Below are 17,873 nucleotides of genomic sequence, written 5' to 3'. Positions count from 1 at the left end.
TAACATAGTAATTAATTGCAGCAAGTAATAAAACGCATTGAGATAAAAATGGACGATCCGGTCAAAAAAAAGAAAAAGGCGATGACAAATGCCGAAAAACAAAAACGCTACCGTGAAAGACAAAAAGAACGTGGTAAACAAGAAATGCGTGGCTATTTATCACCCGAAGCAAGAGTCTGTTATCAATTAATTTCAGAACAAACAAACTGGTCTGACAGTATTATTTTAAGTAATGCTGTACGCTTAACTTATGCAGCCTATAAAAATGGACAAATAGGCTTACTCAATAGTTGGTTAAAGAACAACGAATTATAAAAGGCAAAATCCATTGATAAATATATTATTAGTTGATGATCACGAGCTAGTACGCTCAGGTGTTAATAAAATATTAAATGAAGTAAAAGGTTTTAAAGTTATTCAGGAATGTGAAACAGGTGAAGACGCAATCAAATATTGTCGTAAAACTGAGCCTGATGTAATTTTAATGGATATGGACATGCCTGGCATGGGCGGATTAGAGGCGACTAAGAAAATTTTACGCATAATCCCTGACGTACAAATAATAATACTAACAGCCCACGCGGAAAATCCTTTCCCAACCAAAGTAATGCAAATTGGCGCCGCAGGTTTTTTAACCAAAGGCGCGGGTCCTAATGAAATGATAAACGCGATTAGAGCCGTGAATAGTGGCCAACGTTATTTGCCACCGAAATTGCTCAACAAATGGCGTTAAGCCAATTTAAATCAACAGAGGAAAATCCTTTTACCGAATTATCAGATCGCGAATTACAAATAATGTTAATGATAACACGCGGCGAAAAAGTACCTGATATTTCAGAAAACCTGCACTTAAGTACAAAAACAATCAACAGTTATCGTTATAGAATGTTCGAAAAACTTGGCGTTGGCAACGACGTAGAATTAACACATCTCGCTATTCGTCATGGCATGATTAACACAGAAAAATTATAGTTTTGTCAAATACAACCACCGGCACAAACATGCCGGCAATAAATTTTGATAGTGAAGCCTTTTTAAATTCGGTTACTGAGCAGGTCGGTGTATACCGTATGTATAATGCCGAGCAAACCGTTATTTATGTAGGAAAAGCCAAACAACTAAAAAAACGTTTAGCAAGTTATTTTCGTAAAGATGTTGGCTCGGTCAAAACAAAAGCCTTAGTTAAGCAAATTTGCGCTATCGACGTCACTGTAACCCATACGGAAGGGGAAGCACTGATTCTTGAAAATAACTATATAAAAAAATACCAACCAAAATACAATATTCTCCTGCGTGATGATAAATCCTACCCATATTTATTAATCACGCAGCATAAACACCCTAGACTTAGCCTACACCGTGGCGGGAAACGCACAAAAGGGGAATACTTTGGTCCCTACCCAACCGTTGGTGCTGTGTGGGAAAGTTTACGCTTAATGCAAAAAATATTTCCTATTCGCCAATGTGAAGACAGTTATTATAAAGCACGTTCTCGCCCATGTTTACAATATCAATTAGGCCGTTGTTTAGCGCCTTGTGTCGATAAAATATCGCAAGAGGATTATCAGCAACAAGTTGATTTAGCTAAACTATTTTTAAAAGGCAAAAGCTCAATGGTTATTGAGCAGTGGTAAAAAAAATGGAGCAATCCAGTAGCGAATTACATTTTGAACAAGCAGCAAAATACCGAGATCAAATAACAACCTTACGTAAAGTTCAACAACAACAATATGTTAGTGGTGTTGCTGCAGAAATGGATGTTATTGGTATGTATCGACTGAAAACCCAAGTCTGTCTTCACTTACTTTGTATTCGAGACCATAAAATACTTGGTAGCAAAAGCTATTTTCCGGTCGTACCGAGTGATACAAGTGACGAGGAAGTCATTCAAGCTTTTATTGGCCAACATTATTTAGGTAATGAACTCGGTAGCGGAACTAATGAAGGACTAATTCCAAAGGAAATTGTTGCGCCAACTGATTTTGAACTGCTTAATGAATTAGCCTCATTGTTATCAAAGCAATCTGATCATGAGGTTAAAATATCCACGAAAATTCGTGCCGAACGCCGTCAGTATTTAAAACTCGCCGCCACCAATGCACAAACAGCACTTGTCACTAGAAACAGCCATAAAGAATCAATGCAAGCAAGGTTTGTAGCCCTAAATGAAGTGTTTGAGTTAGCAAATGGCATTAACAGAATTGAATGTTTTGATATTAGCCATACGATGGGACAACAAACCATAGCGTCTAATGTTGTTTTTAATCAAGAAGGGCCACTTAAAACTGATTACCGACGATACAATGTCTATGGCATTACGCCGGGCGATGATTATGCTGCAATGGAATTTGCCTTAAATAAACGATATGGCAAAATAAAATCAACCGACGAAGAGTCACTGAAAAAAATGCCTGATATTGTTTTTATTGATGGTGGTAAAGGCCAATTAGCAAAAGCTGAAGACTTTTTTGCCATGCTCAGTACCCAAGAATCACTAGAAAAAATTCCTTTACTTGTAGGGGTTGCTAAAGGTGAATCTAGAAAACCAGGTTTAGAGACACTCATATTAGCCGGCTCACACCAACTAATATCTTTACCCGCCACCTCCCCTGCTTTACATTTGGTGCAACATATTCGCGATGAATCACACCGTTTTGCAATTACGGGTCATAGGGCAAAAAGACAAAAAGCGAGCAAAAAATCGGTATTAGAAGAAATAGAAGGCGTAGGCGTTAAAAAACGTCAAGCATTATTAACACACTTAGGTGGTATACAAGAAGTAAATAAAGCCGACATAGCCGATTTAGAAAAAGTTCCTGGCATTAGTAAAGTGTTAGCAAAAAACATTTATGAGACTTTACATAACAAGTGACTATAACTCATTGATGATCCTGTGTAGAATAAGGGAAGAATTTTTGCAGTTACCTTTCAAAATTAAATAAAAATTATGTGGACATTACCTAATCAAATAACCTTATTCCGGATCATTTTGATCCCCGTTTTTCTGCTTATTTTCTATTTACCTTTGTCTTGGAGCCACTTTGGTGCTTTTGCCGTGTTCTGGACTGCTTCAATTAGTGACGCATTAGATGGCTATTTGGCACGAAAACTAAATCAATCATCTGCCTTTGGGGCTTTTATTGACCCTGTCGCCGATAAATTAATGGTTGTTGCAGCTTTAGTGATGATAGCCCAAGACTATCAAACATGGTTAGTCGCTATTCCGGCAAATTATCATGATTGCCAGAGAAATATTTATCAGTGCGTTAAGAGAATTCATGTCATCCCGGGGTAAACGTGATGTTATTGCGGTATCTGACATGGGGAAATATAAAACAGCCGCGCAGATGCTTGGCATAATGGGATTAATATGGCGACCTGATTATGACATTCCGTTAATATTTTTCTCTTTACCACCAGAAGTGATCAATTATGCAGCCTATTTTTTCTACTTTGTTGCTACTATTTTAACCGTTTCAACCTTAATAAGTTACTTTAAAGCTGCTTGGCCTGAATTAAAAGGATAATTTAACTGCTTGCTATAACATCAAATTAGCTGCTTTTTAAGCAGTCGACATAAAAAATTCATTTAATAGTTGACTGTTACTTAATTCGATGTAGAATGCGGTTCCGTTGACAAGGAGTCAACAAATGAAGCGGCTGTAGCTCAGCTAGCATCACGTTGCCAAAAGCGAAGTGAATGCCACGACTTATGTTAATGAGAGTAGTCTCGTTAGCCGCTCCAATAAAGTAAAAAAAGCTCTAATGAAGCGGTGGTGTCGGTAGAGCATCACGTTGCCAAAAGCGAAGTGAATGCCACGACTTATGTTGATGAGAGTAGTCTCGTTAGCCGCTCCAATAAAGTAAAAAAAGCTCTAATGAAGCGGTCGGTGTCAGGCCGGTAGAGCATCACGTTGCCAAAAGCGAAGTGAATGCCACGACTTATGTTGATGAGAGTAGTCTCGTTAGCCGCTCCAATAAAGTAAAAAAAGCTCTAATGAAGCGGCTGTAGCTCAGTCGGTAGAGCATCACGTTGCCAACGTGAATGTCACGAGTTCGAGTCTCGTTAGCCGCTCCAATTACTAGTTTTTAGTCGATGAAATCTCGACAGATGAAATCATCTCAATTCGCGTTGATAAAATGGCGGGTTGGCAGAATGGCTATGCAGCGGATTGCAAATCCGTGGACCTCGGTTCGACTCCGGGACCCGCCTCCATTATGCCCGGGTGGTGGAATTGGTAGACACAAGGGATTTAAAATCCCTCGCCGAAAAGCGTGCCGGTTCAAGTCCGGCTCCGGGTACCATTTCATCAACAAGTGTTGAGATAAAAAAAGTGTATTTTATTGTTGTCAAAGCAGTTTAGGTACGCTAGAATGCGCGCTCATTTTTAAGTAAATGATTGCAAAAAGAAAAACGCTATTAAGCGGTTGCTATCAACTGGTAGTGCATCACGTTGCCAAAGTAAAGTGAATGCCACGACTTATGTTGATGAGAGTAGTCTCATTAGCCGCTTAAATATAGTGTAAAAAGTACAAGCTCTATGAAGCGGCTGTAGCTCAGTCGGTAGAGCATCACGTTGCCAACGTGAATGTCACGAGTTCGAGTCTCGTTAGCCGCTCCAATTTTTGCCTGTAAACAGTAGTAGAAAGTACAAGCTTTATGAAGCGGTCGTGTCAGCCGGGTAGAGCATCACGTTGCCAAAAGCGAAGTGAATGCCACGACTTATGTTGATGAGAGTAGTCTCGTTAGCCGCTCAAAGATAGATAGTGTAAACAGTAGTAAAAAGTACAAGCTCTATGAAGCGGCTGTAGCTCAGCGGTAGAGCATCACGTTGCCAACGTGAATGTCACGAGTTCGAGTCTCGTTAGCCGCTCCAATTTTATACAAGTAGGTTACCAATGTCCTACTATAAAAAAAACTCCCTTTATCTTTTAGGTTTAGTCATAAAGATAACAATGCCCGGGTGGTGGAATTGGTAGACACAAGGGATTTAAAATCCCTCGCCGAAAAGCGTGCCGGTTCAAGTCCGGCTCCGGGTACCATTTTATTATTGACTTTAATTCAATAATACAAAAATGTATAATCATACAACATATTCAACATATTAAATTTTCCTAATCGTAAGTCATCAAGAAAAATCTAACCATTAACTTGATACCCCTTTCTCATTTATCCTTTATTAAACTTACAATTTTTTTTAGTACTAGACTTGGCGAAGAATATTCAGTTAGTATCAAGGTAATCAAACGGACTCGTAATTTTTGCTAGCTTGAGGCTTAAATTCCAATAATTATTTGAGTCTATCTTTCTATAATTGAAATTTACCAGACTTGATAATCACCATGACCCGAACTCATATAGCAATTATATTCACATCAATTATTATTTTATTGCCCATAGTATTTTTAATATGGGATGAAAATGTAGATCCTCCTTTTATCTCTAATTCGATATATGATCTTCTGATTTATAAACTTATTCCTGTATTGGTCGGCTTTATCAGTATTAGCTTATTTTTCCTATCTTATCGAAAATATAAAAGTTGTAGCCGTTATCAGGAAACAATGAAATCTAAATTTGCTGAAGAGGGGAAAATACGCTCAGCACTGGGTATCATCTTTTTACCCGTTTTAGTATATGGATGGATTTGGGCAGCAATTGGTGCTCCTATTAAACTATGGGCTTATTATTCTGTTAATGAGTATTGGTCACAAGAATACCGTTTAAGTCGCGTAAAGGGCTGTGGTAGCGATTATGAAAATGGCTGTGCTCGCCTTACACTTGTAGACTTAGGTACGAATCAAACTCATTCTATAAGATGGTATATTGATAAATCATCATTAATGAAATTAGAAAAAAAACAAATCAATGTCATTGGTGAGAAAGGCTACTTTGGCTATATTGTTAACGGATTAGAATGGTAACCAGAATGAACTAAGCAAGCATATTCCACCTCTTCATGACATGATATACCAAAACTCAATGATGTGAATGTTCAACGCATAAGGAAATAAAATGGAAGTAGATGTATTTAACAGAACAGAAACTAATGATGAAATAATAAATGACTCAATTTACAATCTAGTTATCGGTTTAACACTCCTTTGGGGCTTCGCATTAAACTGGTTAATGGTTCTCAATATTTCGGTTGAATCTCTCAGTAATATTAACCCAATCGTTTTTTTTATTGGTTATTTTGCATCCTGTTTTCTCGGTATTTATCTTTTTAGAAAATCCGATAGTCCGATGGTTAGTTTTATTGGTTATAACTTTGTGGTTGTTCCTTTCGGGTTAATTATTAATTTAGTTGTCAGTCAATATAATCCCGATATTGTTTTAGAGGCAATAAGAGTTACGGGTATGGTCACGTTCGTAATGATGCTTTTAGGCTCAATGTATCCGGCATTTTTCAATAAAATTGCAGGAGCTCTTACCATCGCTTTACTATGTGTGATCGTAGTAGAACTAGTTGAAATTTTCATATTTAATACCCATCATGGAATTTTAGATTGGATAGTGGCAATTATTTTCTGTGGCTATATCGGTTATGATTGGGCTAGAGCCAATGCTATTCCTAAAACATATGATAATGCGGTGGACAGTGCTGCAGCATTGTACATGGATATTATTAATTTGTTTCTACGTATACTTAGAATTCTTGGTAGAAAGTAACTCATAAGCAATATAAATACTCCTAAGGCAACACAATGATTTTAAAAAATTTATTAAAACAATTTCCGTTGTTTTATTCAGCGCGACACTAACCGCTTGTTGTGGTGGCGATCTAGCAATAAAAAAAATAGATAATTTTATTAGTAAGCAACCCATCGATAAAAAAGCCCCTGCTTGGAAAACCACGTTAGTTGCCCCTCCCTTACTTACCTTTACACAAGGTAAAGACTATTTTTGGGATCTACAAACGACCCAAGGTAACCTTAGTATCAAATTATTTTCTGATACTGCACCTATGCATGTATCAAGTACTATTTATTTAACGAAACTAGGTTTTTATGATGGCTTAACCTTTCATCGTGTTATTCCGGGATTTATGGCACAAGGCGGTGATCCTATCGGCACAGGTTCAGGTAACCCTGGTTACAAGTATGATGGCGAATTTACAGGTAAGCATAGCCATGACAAAGCAGGCGTTTTAAGCATGGCAAACGCGGGGGCAGGCACTGATGGTAGTCAATTCTTTATCACTTTTACCGCAACCCCTTTTCTAGATGGAAAACATACTATTTTTGGCGAAGTTGTCGCTGATGTAGAAGATGCTCTGACTAAAATTGAAAAATTAGGTAGTAGACGAGGCAAAACCAAAGAAACGGTGCAAATAATTAAAGCAACAATACGTGTAGCTGACAGAAGTGTTGTTAGTAGTTAACCTTAGCTCGGCTTTACTCGATTTTTAATAGTTTTTGTTCAAATTGTAGCACTTCTTTTTCTCTAAAAGACTCAATCAAGTCATTAAGTGCTTTTTCACGTTCCGTTGTTGAGTCGTTTGGCACCAAACCTACAAAATTTTACAGCCTCTATTGCTCGATTATTACCGTAAATAATTAACACTTTTTTCAAAAACGTTTTATTTAGTGAAAAAGAATGACTGAGGTAATCCGGATACTTATAAAACTGGTGAAAGTAAGCCCGTCGAACTCGTATTCTTCATCATCTAAAATATCTTCAGCATCAATAGGTATGCCATCAACACTTAACGCCCAACCGCTATAATTAACCCGTTCTTTGGCAATTAAATACATTTGCCGCCCACTTTTTTTAAAGCCATCAAATGCACTACCGTTTAACGCTGATTCTTGTAATTCTGATTCCGTCCAATTAGCGCCTATCGACAACGCTTTAGCGCTTCGCAACACTATCTTTTCTTTAATCTGTTTACCAAGTTTGACTAATGAAATCTCCTCGTCATGACATTGGTAAGATTTACATTCATCACAAATAGGTATGTTAACTAAATAATTATCTTGGTGTGTTGATATGCTAGTTACAATAGTTTGATAAGAGCCTTCACCACAAAACCAACAAGTAAAACGACAATCAAATGGTATATCAAGCGTTAGCGTATCCATTTAGGGTAGCCTTAATGTGGTTTATGAGGAGAAGTTCAATAGAAGAGTTTTATTTAATAGTGGCTTTGAATTAAATCTTAAGCCGCTATTAAATAAGACTCTCGTCTTACATTTTTTGCTTTACGTTGATAAGAGCCCTTGCCTTTTTTAGCCTTAACCACCTGCATTTTATACAATTTAGAAGTAACTAATGCAGCTAAAAAGTTATCTTTAATTTTTCCTCGGCCAAACTCTGTTTCACTTTTATCAACTTTCGCTGATACTTTTTTGTGTTTTTTCATTATATTTCCTTTAAAGGTTGTGTTGAAATGACATTCATTTAATGCCTACTTATTATACAATCTAACCTATAGAAAACACTATAGTTTTATCATAATAAATTGTTCAAATGTTAGATTGCTGACAATTCTAGCCAATAGTCTGTGTCAGGATAGATAACAATAAATATTGTTTTTACATTAAAACAAATTTAACTATCGAATGACTGACTAAAACAGATAACAATTGAATTAACAGGATAACATTATGCAAACTCAAAACAACGCATATGAAACTGATACCCTTGACCCTGGCATCAGATCACGATTTGTAAACAACAACAATGGCCTAAAAGTTCATGTTCTTGAAGCCGGCTTTGAAACAAAAGACCGCCCTCTCGTAATACTATTACACGGACATCCTGAGCTTGCTTATAGGCGGCGCAAGCAACTTATTCCCCTAGCAGAACAAGGTTACCACGTCATAGCACCAGATCTTCGAGGTAGTGGTAGAACAACAGGATGGGAAGAAGGCTTTGATTGTGATTTAGAAAACTTCACACTTTATAATAATGCCCGTGACATAATAGGCTTAGCGTATGCCCTTGGATACAAATCTGTAGCCGCCGTTGTTGGGCATGATTTTGGGTCACCTTTAGCTGCTCTGTGTACGTTAATACGACCCGATATATTTACATCACTTATCATCATGAGCACCCCTTGGCCAGGCAGCCCTCAATTTCCATTTAACACCGCAAACTTAACCGATGATGAAAAACAGTATGATCCTACGTTAACTAAAAGCATGGAAGATCAACTAGCGTCATTATCACCACCACGCAAACATTATCAAATGTACTTTTCTTCGAAAGAAGCTAATGATGAGATTATGAATGCTCCGCAAGGTATACATGACTTTATGCGAGCGTATAACCATGCAAAAAGTGGCGATTGGCTAGAAAATTCCCCTCATCCATTACAAGCCAAGTCTTTAGAGGAATTCGCTAAAATCCCTACATATTATGTTATGGACTTTAACAAAACTATGCCAGAACAAGTGATGGATTATATGCCAAGCAAAGAAGAAATTGCCGCGTGTGAATGGCTACCTGACAACGAACTTCAAGTGTTTAGCAATGAGTTTGAGCGTACCCAATTTCAAGGCACAATGAACTCTTACAGATGCGCAACTAATCCTAAATTTTTTGATGCGATAAAAGCCTATACAGGAAAAAATATTGAAGTACCGGTAACGTTCATTGCAGGTGCTAAAGATTGGGGACCATACCAAAGCTATGGTAATTTTGAAGCAATGAAAGCAACATTACCAATACTAGATATTCATTTTGTTGAGGGTGCAGGTCATTGGGTACAGCAAGAAAAACCAGAGCAAGTTAACAAGATAATGATCGATTTTTTGGCAAAAACCAAAAAGCGCAATTAGATAAAAACCAGTGAATACTTCGGAGATAGTCGATGAGTAAATATAATGTAATACCTGTGAGTGTTGATGATTATCGCTTGAAAGCAAAGAAACGCTTACCTAATTTCCTTTTCGACTATATTGAAGGTGGTGCAAATGCTGAAGAAACTCTGGGCCTTAACACCGCAGAGTTTAGAAACTTTAAACTTAAACAATTCGTTATGCGCGATGTTTCTAAGGTTGACACCTCAACCACAATGCTCGGTGAAAAATGTTCTATGCCATTAGCTTTAGCCCCCATAGGTATGGCAGGGTTATTTGCTAGACGTGGGGAAGTTCAAGCTGCTAAGGCAGCAAACAAGGTAGATGTGCCATTTACATTATCTACAGTAGGCGTGTGCTCTGTTGAAGAAGTTTATAATGCCACGCATAAACCCTTCTGGTTTCAATTATACATGCTTCGTGATCGCGATTTTGTACTTGAAATGCTAGACAGAGCACAAAAAAATGGCTGTACAACACTTATATTTACGGTCGATCTACCTTTACCTGGATTACGATTAAGAGATTATAGAAATGGTATGTTAGGTGGAGGACTCAAGGGTAAAATATCTCAAGCAGCACAACTCGCTACTCGCCCTTGGTGGTTGTATGACATTGGCATTAAAGGCAAGCCTCATACGTTAGGTAATCTTATGCACAAAGTTAACAGCGCCAATGATTTAGATAAGTACAAAGCGTTTGTTGAAAGCCAGTTTGACCCAAGCGCAACGTGGGACGATATAGCTTGGCTTCGTAAACATTGGCACGGGAATATTCTCATTAAAGGCATAATGGAGCCGGACGATGCTCGTGCAACCATTAATGCCGGCGCCAATGGTATTGTTGTGTCAAACCATGGAGGACGACAATTAGATGGTACCTCGTCAACAATCAGTAAACTACCCGCTATAGCCAAAGCGGTAGGTGGCCAAGCAGAAATATATTTAGATGGTGGAATACGAAATGGTATTGATGTTGTCAAGGCCGTTGCTTTGGGCGCAAAAGGCGTTTTAATTGGTCGTCCCTGGGTTTATGCAATGGCAGCTCAAGGCGAAGATGGCGTTAATAAACTCTTAACACTATTCCACCATGAAATAGCAGCGGCTATGGGACTAATGGGCGTTAACCATATAGACGAGATCACGTCAGATTTAATCGATTACTAAGTATGAGTACATAACACCAATCAGCCTGATTTATTGGTCTGTTTACTATTAAACGTATAAAAATACTACCTGTGAGAATATCTATGCTACTTAAACGCGGTATATATCCCGTGATTCATACACCATTATTAGACGATGAAAGTATTGACTTTGACGGCTTAAACACATGTATTGAACATTACCTTGAAACCCAGATTGCAGGTTTAACCATCCTAGGAAGTGGCGGTGAGTTACCTTACTTTTCAGATAATGAACAATACCTTATGGTTAGAATGGTGTCTGAAAAATTACAGAACAAAAAAACACTTATCGCCGGAATTAATGCTTATAGTAGTCATCATGCACTACAAAAAATAAAAGCATACACACCTTATATAGATAGCGTGTTGCTTTTATTGAATGAATATTATCAAAGTACATTTGAAGATTATTATCACGCAATTTCAACAATCGCACATTCTGCTTCTGTACCTATATTACTGTATTATTTCCCTCAAGTTACTGGACGATATTTTTCATCTGATCAGTTAATAAAACTACTGTCTATCAATAATATTATTGGTATAAAAGACAGCTCTATGCACTTACCTACTGCAAAAAAAATATTAAAAAACATGCCTCAAACACTTTATTTTAGTGGTTTAAGTTTACTATTAGAAAAATTAGTCAATAAAGGCGCTGCCGGTGCTATTTGCCCTATTGCATCAATATTGCCCGCGCAAGTTAATGCCTATTTTAACGCGGTTAGTAGCGCAGACACATATAACATTGAACAATACAGTCAATCGTTAAAATCTATTTTGCCAATAGTCAATACGCTACATATTCCCGCTACTATTCAAATTTTAGCACTCAATGTATTGAGTAACAGCCCTATTCCTCTACTCAAAAATGTAGCAAGTTCACATGCAAATACTAAAGAAGCATTACAAATATTAGGATTACCGATAAAGTCTACGGTAAGAAAACCTTTGCCGGGTCTGGCGAATGGCGCTTCTGAAAAAATAGCTCGAATTCTTAAGCAATTAACTTACCTAGATTAACTTGTTTAAATTAAATTAGTTAAATTAGTTAATCATTCTTCGCTGTAATCTGGCGTAATTTGATTATGACCTATAAGGTAGTCGTATTGACTGGAAAAGATATGAGAACCTTTAATAATGACCTTCCCATATTTTATTTCAAGCAAACCATCCTTTTCCATTTGCTTTAACTCTTTACTAATACTTTGACGAGAGGCACCCAGTATCCGTCCAAGCTCCTCATGCGAAATATCAATAAGCACATCGTTATCATTATTTTCATTTACACTGCGACTAACAGCAATACGATGAATATAACGCGCTAAACGTTTGTTTAACGTGAGTGTTAAACTATCGGTATTAATAGTAAATGCCATACGCATCCTGTGGCTAAACATAACTAGCAGTTGCGCATTAATTTCAGGATATTTTAAACTTAGTCGATTAAAGTTTTTTTTATTTAACGTTCTTATGGTTGTATTACCTACGGCTAAAGTATTGGCTGCCCTAGGCAAACCATCTAGCAAACCTAACTCACCAAAAGTATCCCCCGACAAAAACGTGGCAATCACAACTTCCTTACCATCATGACTGTGCATATTGCATTTTATAACACCTTCTACAACTTGATAGAGTTCGTTAGCCTTATCACCTAAATGGTATAGCGCCTCACCATCAACTAAGGTTCGAACACTCATTAAGCTCTCTATCTCGGCTAATATTTCATTAGGGAGTGGAGAAAGCCAATTGTGAAGGTTTGATATCTTTAACATTGGTTACAACTTAATAATGTAATTGACGTTACATAAGCCTGATATTATTAGCCCTATAGTGAGTGATAACAAGTTTTTTGTAATGGAAAACACCTTAATATCTAAAATTTACCAAACGGATAGATGACCAATATACTTCTACAATTTCAGTATGCTATTTATTTCTATTTCATCAGATACATATTTCTCACCCGTTGGCCATTGAATTTCAATACGATCAATATTTTGACAAGTGCCCAAACCAAAATGGATCAAAGTATCCCTACTTTGAGAATATGGAGCGCTTGATGAGCCAACTCTTCTTATTTGTGATTTCTGACATGCCATTACCTTGGTTCAGAGTAATACGTCCATCGCCGTACAACACAAAGTCACTAATATTGTCTTCATTAAAGTCTGTAAGCAACAATTTTTGTCCATCTTTATTTGTTTTGGGTAAATATGACGAAAAACTAACTGACCTTTACCATCATTTTTGTAGGAATAGCTAGGAACATCTTTTTCTCCATTATTGCTAGGAAAACCGAATAATAATAAATCTAAATCGCCATCATAGAATTTTGACGTTCTGCCACGCATTAATTTCAATGGCTCTATAAATTCCTTACCTTCACTTATTTCTCTTTTATATTGATATGAAAAAGTTTAGCATTTCTCGCGTTATCTCCAGAGCCCCCACCTCGAGAAACCAAAACATCGGTAACACCATCTTTATTAAAGTCGCCGATAGCAATACCATGGGTATCACCAACAATGAGATCAATACATTTGCCGTATATTCTATTATTATTCCAGTATAATTTAATTGAAAAACCGTGGTCGGAAAGCAGCAAATCTTGATAACCGTCATTATCTAAATCTGCAATAATAGGATTAACCAAAAACTTAGCAGTTGAATTAGGTGAAAATAACATTAGAGTTAATGCGCTTTGTCCTGGCATGTTTGAAAGCAAGGTATAAGGTCATTGCGTTGTTCAAGAGTGCCTACCCTTATACCATAAATTCGGTTAGACTTTTCTTCAGTTGTAACATAGAGACTACTGCCACAGTGCTGACAAAAGCCTTGTGCTCTACGATTGCCATTTGCTGCGATTTTAATATATTCTTTTGCTTTCCTTTTGTAAAAATCACCCCGTCAGGTTCAGACGTCACGGTTGTTCTAAAAGCAGTACCAGATAATTTTTGACAATCAATACAGTGACAAACCCGCACTTTTCTGGTTCAATTACCGCAGTAAAAGTAATGTCTTCGCAATGACAACTACCGTTAATTTCAATCATAATTCAGTCGCTTACAAACTTCATTTATTACTGATTTAATGGCTATCTAACAACAGTTATATTCATACATTTTTTAAATATAACTGTCGTCTTATAGTACTTATAGTTTATTTTCTACTTGTAAACAGCATTATGGACACCAAATTCACTAGACACTTAAAGCCCTATACTTTGTTACATTAGAGAATCATCACTTTTTCAAGTTATCTCTCATCCAAACACAAAAACTTTAAATAGAAACAATCCATCCAAATTTATCTTCGCGAGTACCATATTGAATGCCTGTCAACTCATCATAGAGTTTAGTAGAAACCTCACCAGTTTTATTATTATTAATAATATGATCTTTACCTTTAAAACCAAGGTTTCCTACAGGTGATATTACCGCTGCTGTACCACAACCAAATACTTCGGTTATTTTACCGCTGTCAATGTCAGCCAGAATTTCTTCAATATTTAAACGCTGCTCACTAATTTCATAACCTAACGTTGGCGCTAACGTTAAGATAGAATCTCGAGTGATACCGGGTAAAATACTACCGCTTAACTCAGGTGTGACAATGCGTTTACCTTCATAAACAAAACAGATGTTCATCGCACCAACTTCTTCAATATATTTACCTTCAACCGCATCTAACCATAACACTTGAGAGTAACCTTGCTTAACCACTTCTTCAGAAGCGTATAAGCTTGCCGCATAGTTTCCGCCCGTTTTAGCTTCACCCACACCACCTTTTACTGCCCGGCGATACTTATCAGCTACATGCACTGATATTGGGGTTAATCCACCCTTAAAATAACTACCGGCAGGACCCGCAATAATATAATGACAATAATTAGCACTCGCGCCTAAACCTAGTTTAGCGCTAGTAGCAATCATTGTTGGGCGGATATATAACGATGAACCATGCTGACTGGGAACCCAATTTTGATCAAGTTCAACCAATGTTTTAATCGCTTGTAGGTGATCTTCTTCATTTACTTCAGGCATAACCATGCGTTTTGCTGAACGATTAAAACGTTTTACATTTTCTTGAGGACGAAATAAATTAATACTACCATCGGCTTTACGATAAGCTTTAAGTCCTTCAAAAATTTCCTGACTGTAATGAAACACAGCCGCTGAAGGGTCAAGCGATAATGCATGATAAGGACTAATTAAAGCATTATGCCGCCTTTATCCGCAGAGTAATCTTGGGTGAACATATGATCAGAAAAAGTTTCACCAAAACTGTATGATTCTGGACAAGACCGACGTTTTTCAAACTCGAGTGAGTTTACTTCTATCGACATTATTATTCCTCGAAATTGTATAAGTAAAATATACCCGTAAATATAACAGTCTATTATTATTGTTCACAGTGATATTGTGTGTTTATTAGTAAAAATTGTTGTTAATTTTTTTAAAAAAAAGGCTCTTGATTCTAAATAACCTGAGTCTTGTTTAAGATACGGCTAACCTGTTGAAAAATAAACATTAAAATTTTAGTTCACTTATAGCTTGATAGTTTTAATACTTTAGTCCGCAAAATAAGCAAGGCTTATTTACGCGTCAATAGGGAACTATTGCAAGTGAATTTAACGCCGAAGTTAGTAAAAAAAACTGCTAGAAGAACATTTATTAAGCCGAGCTGAGGTTAAATAACATAATAATAACTATCCTGACACAGAGGGAAGTATAAATGACATAATTAATGTTTTTATCTATTCTTGCAGCGCGTATTTACTGTCTATGCTTGTTCAACATAATAAAGCATCCTTAATATAAGTTTTATTCAATACATGTTAGAATATCAGTAATTATTTTATTTAAAATCATTAGGCGTATTTCATGTCTGAACACCCAATTTTCGACATTTGTGTTGAACCTATAGAACTTTGTAAATTACTCAAAATAGCCAATATGGTTGGTGGCGGCGGCGAAGCTAAAACCATGATCAGTGAGGGTAATGTTTTAGTAAATGATGAAGTTACTGTTCAAAAACGTAAAAAAATTCGCCACGGCGATATTATTCAATATAACGGTAAAACTATTAAAGTCGCTTATAATCCCGGCCAAAAATCAGCAGAGTTTATTAATACTGTCGTGTTAGCGAGTAAAAAAGAACAAAGAAAAAAAGAGCTAAAAGTAAAGTACGGGATCTTTCATCTGAAACATAAAACCATCCCGTTTTTCCTTGAAACCATGGAACTATGTAACTATAAAAGAAGCGAAAAAGGCGAATCATTGAAGTGACCCCCAATAGTTGGACATTCCTATTTCTGGTGCGCCTTTTTAAGATTAATCTAAGGTTTTAGTATTCCTTATTCAGCTATTTCCTGATATTTCTGCTTGTCTTATTTCTTCTAATTTTGCATATAAATGTTCTGTAAAAAAACCATGCATTAAAAAGCGCTGTCCCAAATTCCAAGGACCAACTAAATACTGTGGATATTTGTTATACGCCACTCAGTTAAGGTATTTTCGCCAATGATACGGCCAATTCTTATGGCTATAGATTGGTCTAAATTAAAGCCATTGATTGCGTCTCTGTATTCATCTTTTTTAAGTAACAAACAAAATAAACACATAAACAAAGCATGGGAGGTTTCAAAGTCTAAAATTTGAGTCGCCTTTTTCTCAACTAATAATTCATCCATATTAATAGGTTGCCAACTCTGCCATTGGTAAGGCGTGTTAGCATTGTGGTTAATGGCTTTACTGCTATTACCTAACTTGATAAAACAATCAAAGAGTTCTTGGTCATGATCAACAAATGTACTGTGCAACATATCGTTAATTGTTTTTGGGTAAAGATTAACTCGATGTTCATAGCCGGTATTTTCTGACAAAAAATTTAAAATATTAGATTCTGTCGCGTAGTGCCTTAAAATAAGTAAATTGGCTTCAGGAGAGACAAAGTATTTACAAAACCAAGAAATTGTTTTTTGTAAGGTGTTATGCGCACTAAACTGAGGTAAAGGTAATCGCTTAATAAACCAAACAATATGCAACAAAATAGCAAAGGTAAATTGTAAAATAGGTCTTAATACCCGGAATCTATTATCTAAATCTTGTAACCATAAATTAGCCGCTTCACTTTGTATTGGTAATGAATCGTCTGTACTTATGGCTTGTAAATAAGCGCTACGCGATTTATTCATGGTTATCAACCTCTTCTAATTGTAGCTGATATAACTTAGCTACCACTTTAGCCGTGCGAATAATGTCATCAATGTTTTTTTGCGAAGTGGCTACCCGATCAATCAGGTTATAAAGCTCTTGTAGGTGGTTTTCGTCATTTTCACCATGGTAATCCATAAAAGTTGTCGCATTGTTTTCAAAGCTAAATTGCTCATTAATATACCGAGACCATTTCATTGCCATTTTGTTACCCGACCTTCAATAATCCACATAGCGCCAATTAAATCAACCGGATTAGGCTGACTTGCTCTATACATTAAAAAACCATGTAACGCTTCTGAACCAATATTTTTTTTTGTTGATTCAATCACGCTTTGCTCACCGCCGGCAGCAACATAGTCTGTTTCTAATAATTGATAATCTCGATGTTCTTCTTGTGCATGATGTATAACGGTTGAACGTATATCGGAGTAATCGCGGTCAAAGCTTGACGCACTTCTACTGATCCACCTTGAGCCTTCAATTACTTGCTGGCGTAAATTAAGTAACAGTTTTTGGTAATCTTCAAGGCTTAATCTCCCTTGCTCTAATCGTTTAACAATAGCGACTTTAGACAAAGCTAAATCAAAATCTAACCAAACTTTTAATAATGCTTGTAAACAGTTTTGTCCTAAAGGGGTTAATACAACTTGTTCCATCAA

The 17,873-nt window shown here is 36.7% G+C and carries 19 protein-coding genes, 6 tRNA genes and 6 pseudogenes; 19 read left to right on the top strand and 12 right to left on the bottom strand.

The annotated features are described in order from the left end of the window. The first annotated feature begins 48 nt into the window (after nucleotides 1–48). The 14 genes and pseudogenes from L3081_RS19540 (at nucleotide 49) to L3081_RS19475 (ending at nucleotide 7,385) form a co-directional block, all read left to right on the top strand. The gene (locus L3081_RS19540; RefSeq protein ID WP_242288220.1) at nucleotides 49–315 is read left to right on the top strand and encodes a hypothetical protein; all 267 of its coding nucleotides are present in this window, start codon (nucleotides 49–51) and stop codon (nucleotides 313–315) included. Between the two features lie 13 nt (nucleotides 316–328). Continuing rightward, nucleotides 329–972: pseudogene (gene uvrY, locus L3081_RS19535) on the top strand (UvrY/SirA/GacA family response regulator transcription factor). A gap of 29 nt (nucleotides 973–1,001) precedes the next feature. Continuing rightward, nucleotides 1,002–2,872 (top strand): annotated as a pseudogene (uvrC, locus tag L3081_RS19530) (excinuclease ABC subunit UvrC). A 75-nt stretch (nucleotides 2,873–2,947) separates the two neighbouring features. Beyond that, nucleotides 2,948–3,527: pseudogene (gene pgsA / locus L3081_RS19525) on the top strand (CDP-diacylglycerol--glycerol-3-phosphate 3-phosphatidyltransferase). Nucleotides 3,528–3,656: 129 nt separating this feature from the next. Further along, nucleotides 3,657–3,745 (top strand): annotated as a pseudogene (locus L3081_RS19520). Between the two features lie 257 nt (nucleotides 3,746–4,002). After that, nucleotides 4,003–4,078 (top strand) — tRNA-Gly (locus L3081_RS19515). 64 nt (nucleotides 4,079–4,142) lie between these two features. Continuing rightward, nucleotides 4,143–4,216, top strand: a tRNA-Cys gene (locus L3081_RS19510). Nucleotides 4,217–4,220: 4 nt separating this feature from the next. After that, nucleotides 4,221–4,305: transfer RNA gene (locus L3081_RS19505), tRNA-Leu, on the top strand. Nucleotides 4,306–4,546: 241 nt separating this feature from the next. Next, nucleotides 4,547–4,622, top strand: a tRNA-Gly gene (locus tag L3081_RS19500). A gap of 180 nt (nucleotides 4,623–4,802) precedes the next feature. Further along, nucleotides 4,803–4,877, top strand: a tRNA-Gly gene (locus L3081_RS19495). An 81-nt stretch (nucleotides 4,878–4,958) separates the two neighbouring features. Next, nucleotides 4,959–5,043 (top strand) — tRNA-Leu (locus L3081_RS19490). A 522-nt stretch (nucleotides 5,044–5,565) separates the two neighbouring features. Next, complete coding sequence (locus L3081_RS19485) at nucleotides 5,566–5,925, top strand: hypothetical protein (RefSeq protein WP_242287907.1); 360 nt, start codon at nucleotides 5,566–5,568, stop codon at nucleotides 5,923–5,925. A gap of 91 nt (nucleotides 5,926–6,016) precedes the next feature. Continuing rightward, nucleotides 6,017–6,673 (top strand): Bax inhibitor-1 family protein, encoded by a 657-nt coding sequence (locus tag L3081_RS19480; protein WP_242287905.1) that lies wholly within the window; start codon nucleotides 6,017–6,019, stop codon nucleotides 6,671–6,673. Between the two features lie 16 nt (nucleotides 6,674–6,689). Continuing rightward, nucleotides 6,690–7,385, top strand: coding sequence for a peptidylprolyl isomerase (locus tag L3081_RS19475; protein ID WP_338027433.1), 696 nt, complete (start codon nucleotides 6,690–6,692; stop codon nucleotides 7,383–7,385). A gap of 202 nt (nucleotides 7,386–7,587) precedes the next feature. On the opposite strand, the gene L3081_RS19470 is transcribed toward L3081_RS19475, so the two are convergent. Then, a complete protein-coding gene (locus L3081_RS19470; protein ID WP_242287901.1) occupies nucleotides 7,588–8,085 on the bottom strand; it encodes a hypothetical protein in 498 nt (165 codons plus the stop codon). Nucleotides 8,086–8,162: 77 nt separating this feature from the next. Beyond that, a complete protein-coding gene (locus L3081_RS19465; RefSeq protein WP_420839770.1) occupies nucleotides 8,163–8,369 on the bottom strand; it encodes an alternative ribosome-rescue factor A in 207 nt (68 codons plus the stop codon). 241 nt (nucleotides 8,370–8,610) lie between these two features. Here L3081_RS19465 and L3081_RS19460 point away from each other — a divergent pair, with 241 nt between their 5' ends. The 3 genes from L3081_RS19460 (at nucleotide 8,611) to L3081_RS19450 (ending at nucleotide 12,016) form a co-directional block, all read left to right on the top strand. Next, nucleotides 8,611–9,786: an alpha/beta fold hydrolase gene (locus tag L3081_RS19460; protein WP_242287897.1), complete on the top strand. Its 1,176-nt coding sequence runs from the start codon at nucleotides 8,611–8,613 to the stop codon at nucleotides 9,784–9,786. Between the two features lie 32 nt (nucleotides 9,787–9,818). Beyond that, nucleotides 9,819–10,973 carry an L-lactate dehydrogenase gene (locus tag L3081_RS19455; RefSeq protein WP_242287895.1) on the top strand — a complete coding sequence of 385 codons (1,155 nt, stop codon included), beginning with the start codon at nucleotides 9,819–9,821 and terminating at the stop codon, nucleotides 10,971–10,973. An 83-nt stretch (nucleotides 10,974–11,056) separates the two neighbouring features. Further along, nucleotides 11,057–12,016 carry a dihydrodipicolinate synthase family protein gene (locus L3081_RS19450; protein ID WP_242287893.1) on the top strand — a complete coding sequence of 320 codons (960 nt, stop codon included), beginning with the start codon at nucleotides 11,057–11,059 and terminating at the stop codon, nucleotides 12,014–12,016. A gap of 32 nt (nucleotides 12,017–12,048) precedes the next feature. On the opposite strand, the gene L3081_RS19445 is transcribed toward L3081_RS19450, so the two are convergent. From L3081_RS19445 to L3081_RS19430, 4 genes are all read right to left on the bottom strand, one after another. Further along, nucleotides 12,049–12,768 (bottom strand): Crp/Fnr family transcriptional regulator, encoded by a 720-nt coding sequence (locus L3081_RS19445; RefSeq protein WP_242287891.1) that lies wholly within the window; start codon nucleotides 12,766–12,768, stop codon nucleotides 12,049–12,051. Nucleotides 12,769–12,906: 138 nt separating this feature from the next. After that, a complete protein-coding gene (locus tag L3081_RS19440; RefSeq protein WP_242287890.1) occupies nucleotides 12,907–13,095 on the bottom strand; it encodes an ASPIC/UnbV domain-containing protein in 189 nt (62 codons plus the stop codon). Between the two features lie 9 nt (nucleotides 13,096–13,104). Further along, nucleotides 13,105–13,356, bottom strand: coding sequence for a hypothetical protein (locus L3081_RS19435; RefSeq protein ID WP_242287888.1), 252 nt, complete (start codon nucleotides 13,354–13,356; stop codon nucleotides 13,105–13,107). A gap of 26 nt (nucleotides 13,357–13,382) precedes the next feature. Then, nucleotides 13,383–13,601 carry a hypothetical protein gene (locus L3081_RS19430; RefSeq protein WP_242288219.1) on the bottom strand — a complete coding sequence of 73 codons (219 nt, stop codon included), beginning with the start codon at nucleotides 13,599–13,601 and terminating at the stop codon, nucleotides 13,383–13,385. 31 nt (nucleotides 13,602–13,632) lie between these two features. On the opposite strand from L3081_RS19430, the gene L3081_RS28585 reads away from it, so the two are divergent. Beyond that, complete coding sequence (locus L3081_RS28585) at nucleotides 13,633–13,728, top strand: SDR family oxidoreductase (protein WP_338027432.1); 96 nt, start codon at nucleotides 13,633–13,635, stop codon at nucleotides 13,726–13,728. On the opposite strand, the pseudogene L3081_RS29225 reads toward L3081_RS28585, so the two are convergent. The 3 genes and pseudogenes from L3081_RS29225 to L3081_RS27345 form a co-directional block, all read right to left on the bottom strand. After that, nucleotides 13,688–13,980, bottom strand: a pseudogene (locus tag L3081_RS29225) (GFA family protein). The gene L3081_RS28585 and the pseudogene L3081_RS29225 overlap by 41 nt on opposite strands. A gap of 297 nt (nucleotides 13,981–14,277) precedes the next feature. Then, a complete protein-coding gene (locus L3081_RS19420) occupies nucleotides 14,278–15,165 on the bottom strand; it encodes a branched-chain amino acid aminotransferase (RefSeq protein WP_242287887.1) in 888 nt (295 codons plus the stop codon). A gap of 41 nt (nucleotides 15,166–15,206) precedes the next feature. Then, nucleotides 15,207–15,341, bottom strand: a complete 135-nt coding sequence (locus tag L3081_RS27345; protein WP_274620660.1) for a hypothetical protein — start codon at nucleotides 15,339–15,341, stop codon at nucleotides 15,207–15,209. A gap of 538 nt (nucleotides 15,342–15,879) precedes the next feature. On the opposite strand from L3081_RS27345, the gene L3081_RS19415 reads away from it, so the two are divergent. Then, entirely contained in the window at nucleotides 15,880–16,284 is a 405-nt protein-coding gene (locus L3081_RS19415) for an RNA-binding S4 domain-containing protein (protein ID WP_242287885.1), read from the top strand. A 72-nt stretch (nucleotides 16,285–16,356) separates the two neighbouring features. Here the strand turns inward: L3081_RS19415 and L3081_RS19410 are convergent. The 3 genes and pseudogenes from L3081_RS19410 to L3081_RS19400 all read right to left on the bottom strand — a co-directional run bounded on the left by L3081_RS19410 (nucleotide 16,357) and on the right by L3081_RS19400 (nucleotide 17,873). Next, nucleotides 16,357–17,192: pseudogene (locus tag L3081_RS19410) on the bottom strand (DUF6999 family protein). Next, nucleotides 17,185–17,415, bottom strand: a complete 231-nt coding sequence (locus L3081_RS19405; protein WP_242287881.1) for a hypothetical protein — start codon at nucleotides 17,413–17,415, stop codon at nucleotides 17,185–17,187. Before L3081_RS19405 ends, L3081_RS19410 begins: the two are co-directional and overlap by 8 nt. Beyond that, nucleotides 17,406–17,873, bottom strand: a complete 468-nt coding sequence (locus L3081_RS19400) for a hypothetical protein (RefSeq protein ID WP_242287879.1) — start codon at nucleotides 17,871–17,873, stop codon at nucleotides 17,406–17,408. The genes L3081_RS19405 and L3081_RS19400 overlap by 10 nt, the downstream gene beginning before the upstream one ends.

Origin of the sequence: Colwellia maritima, from assembly GCF_022669015.1 — a bacterium.
GTDB lineage: Bacteria > Pseudomonadota > Gammaproteobacteria > Enterobacterales > Alteromonadaceae > Colwellia > Colwellia maritima.
This window is presented reverse-complemented; position numbering and strand designations above follow the sequence as displayed.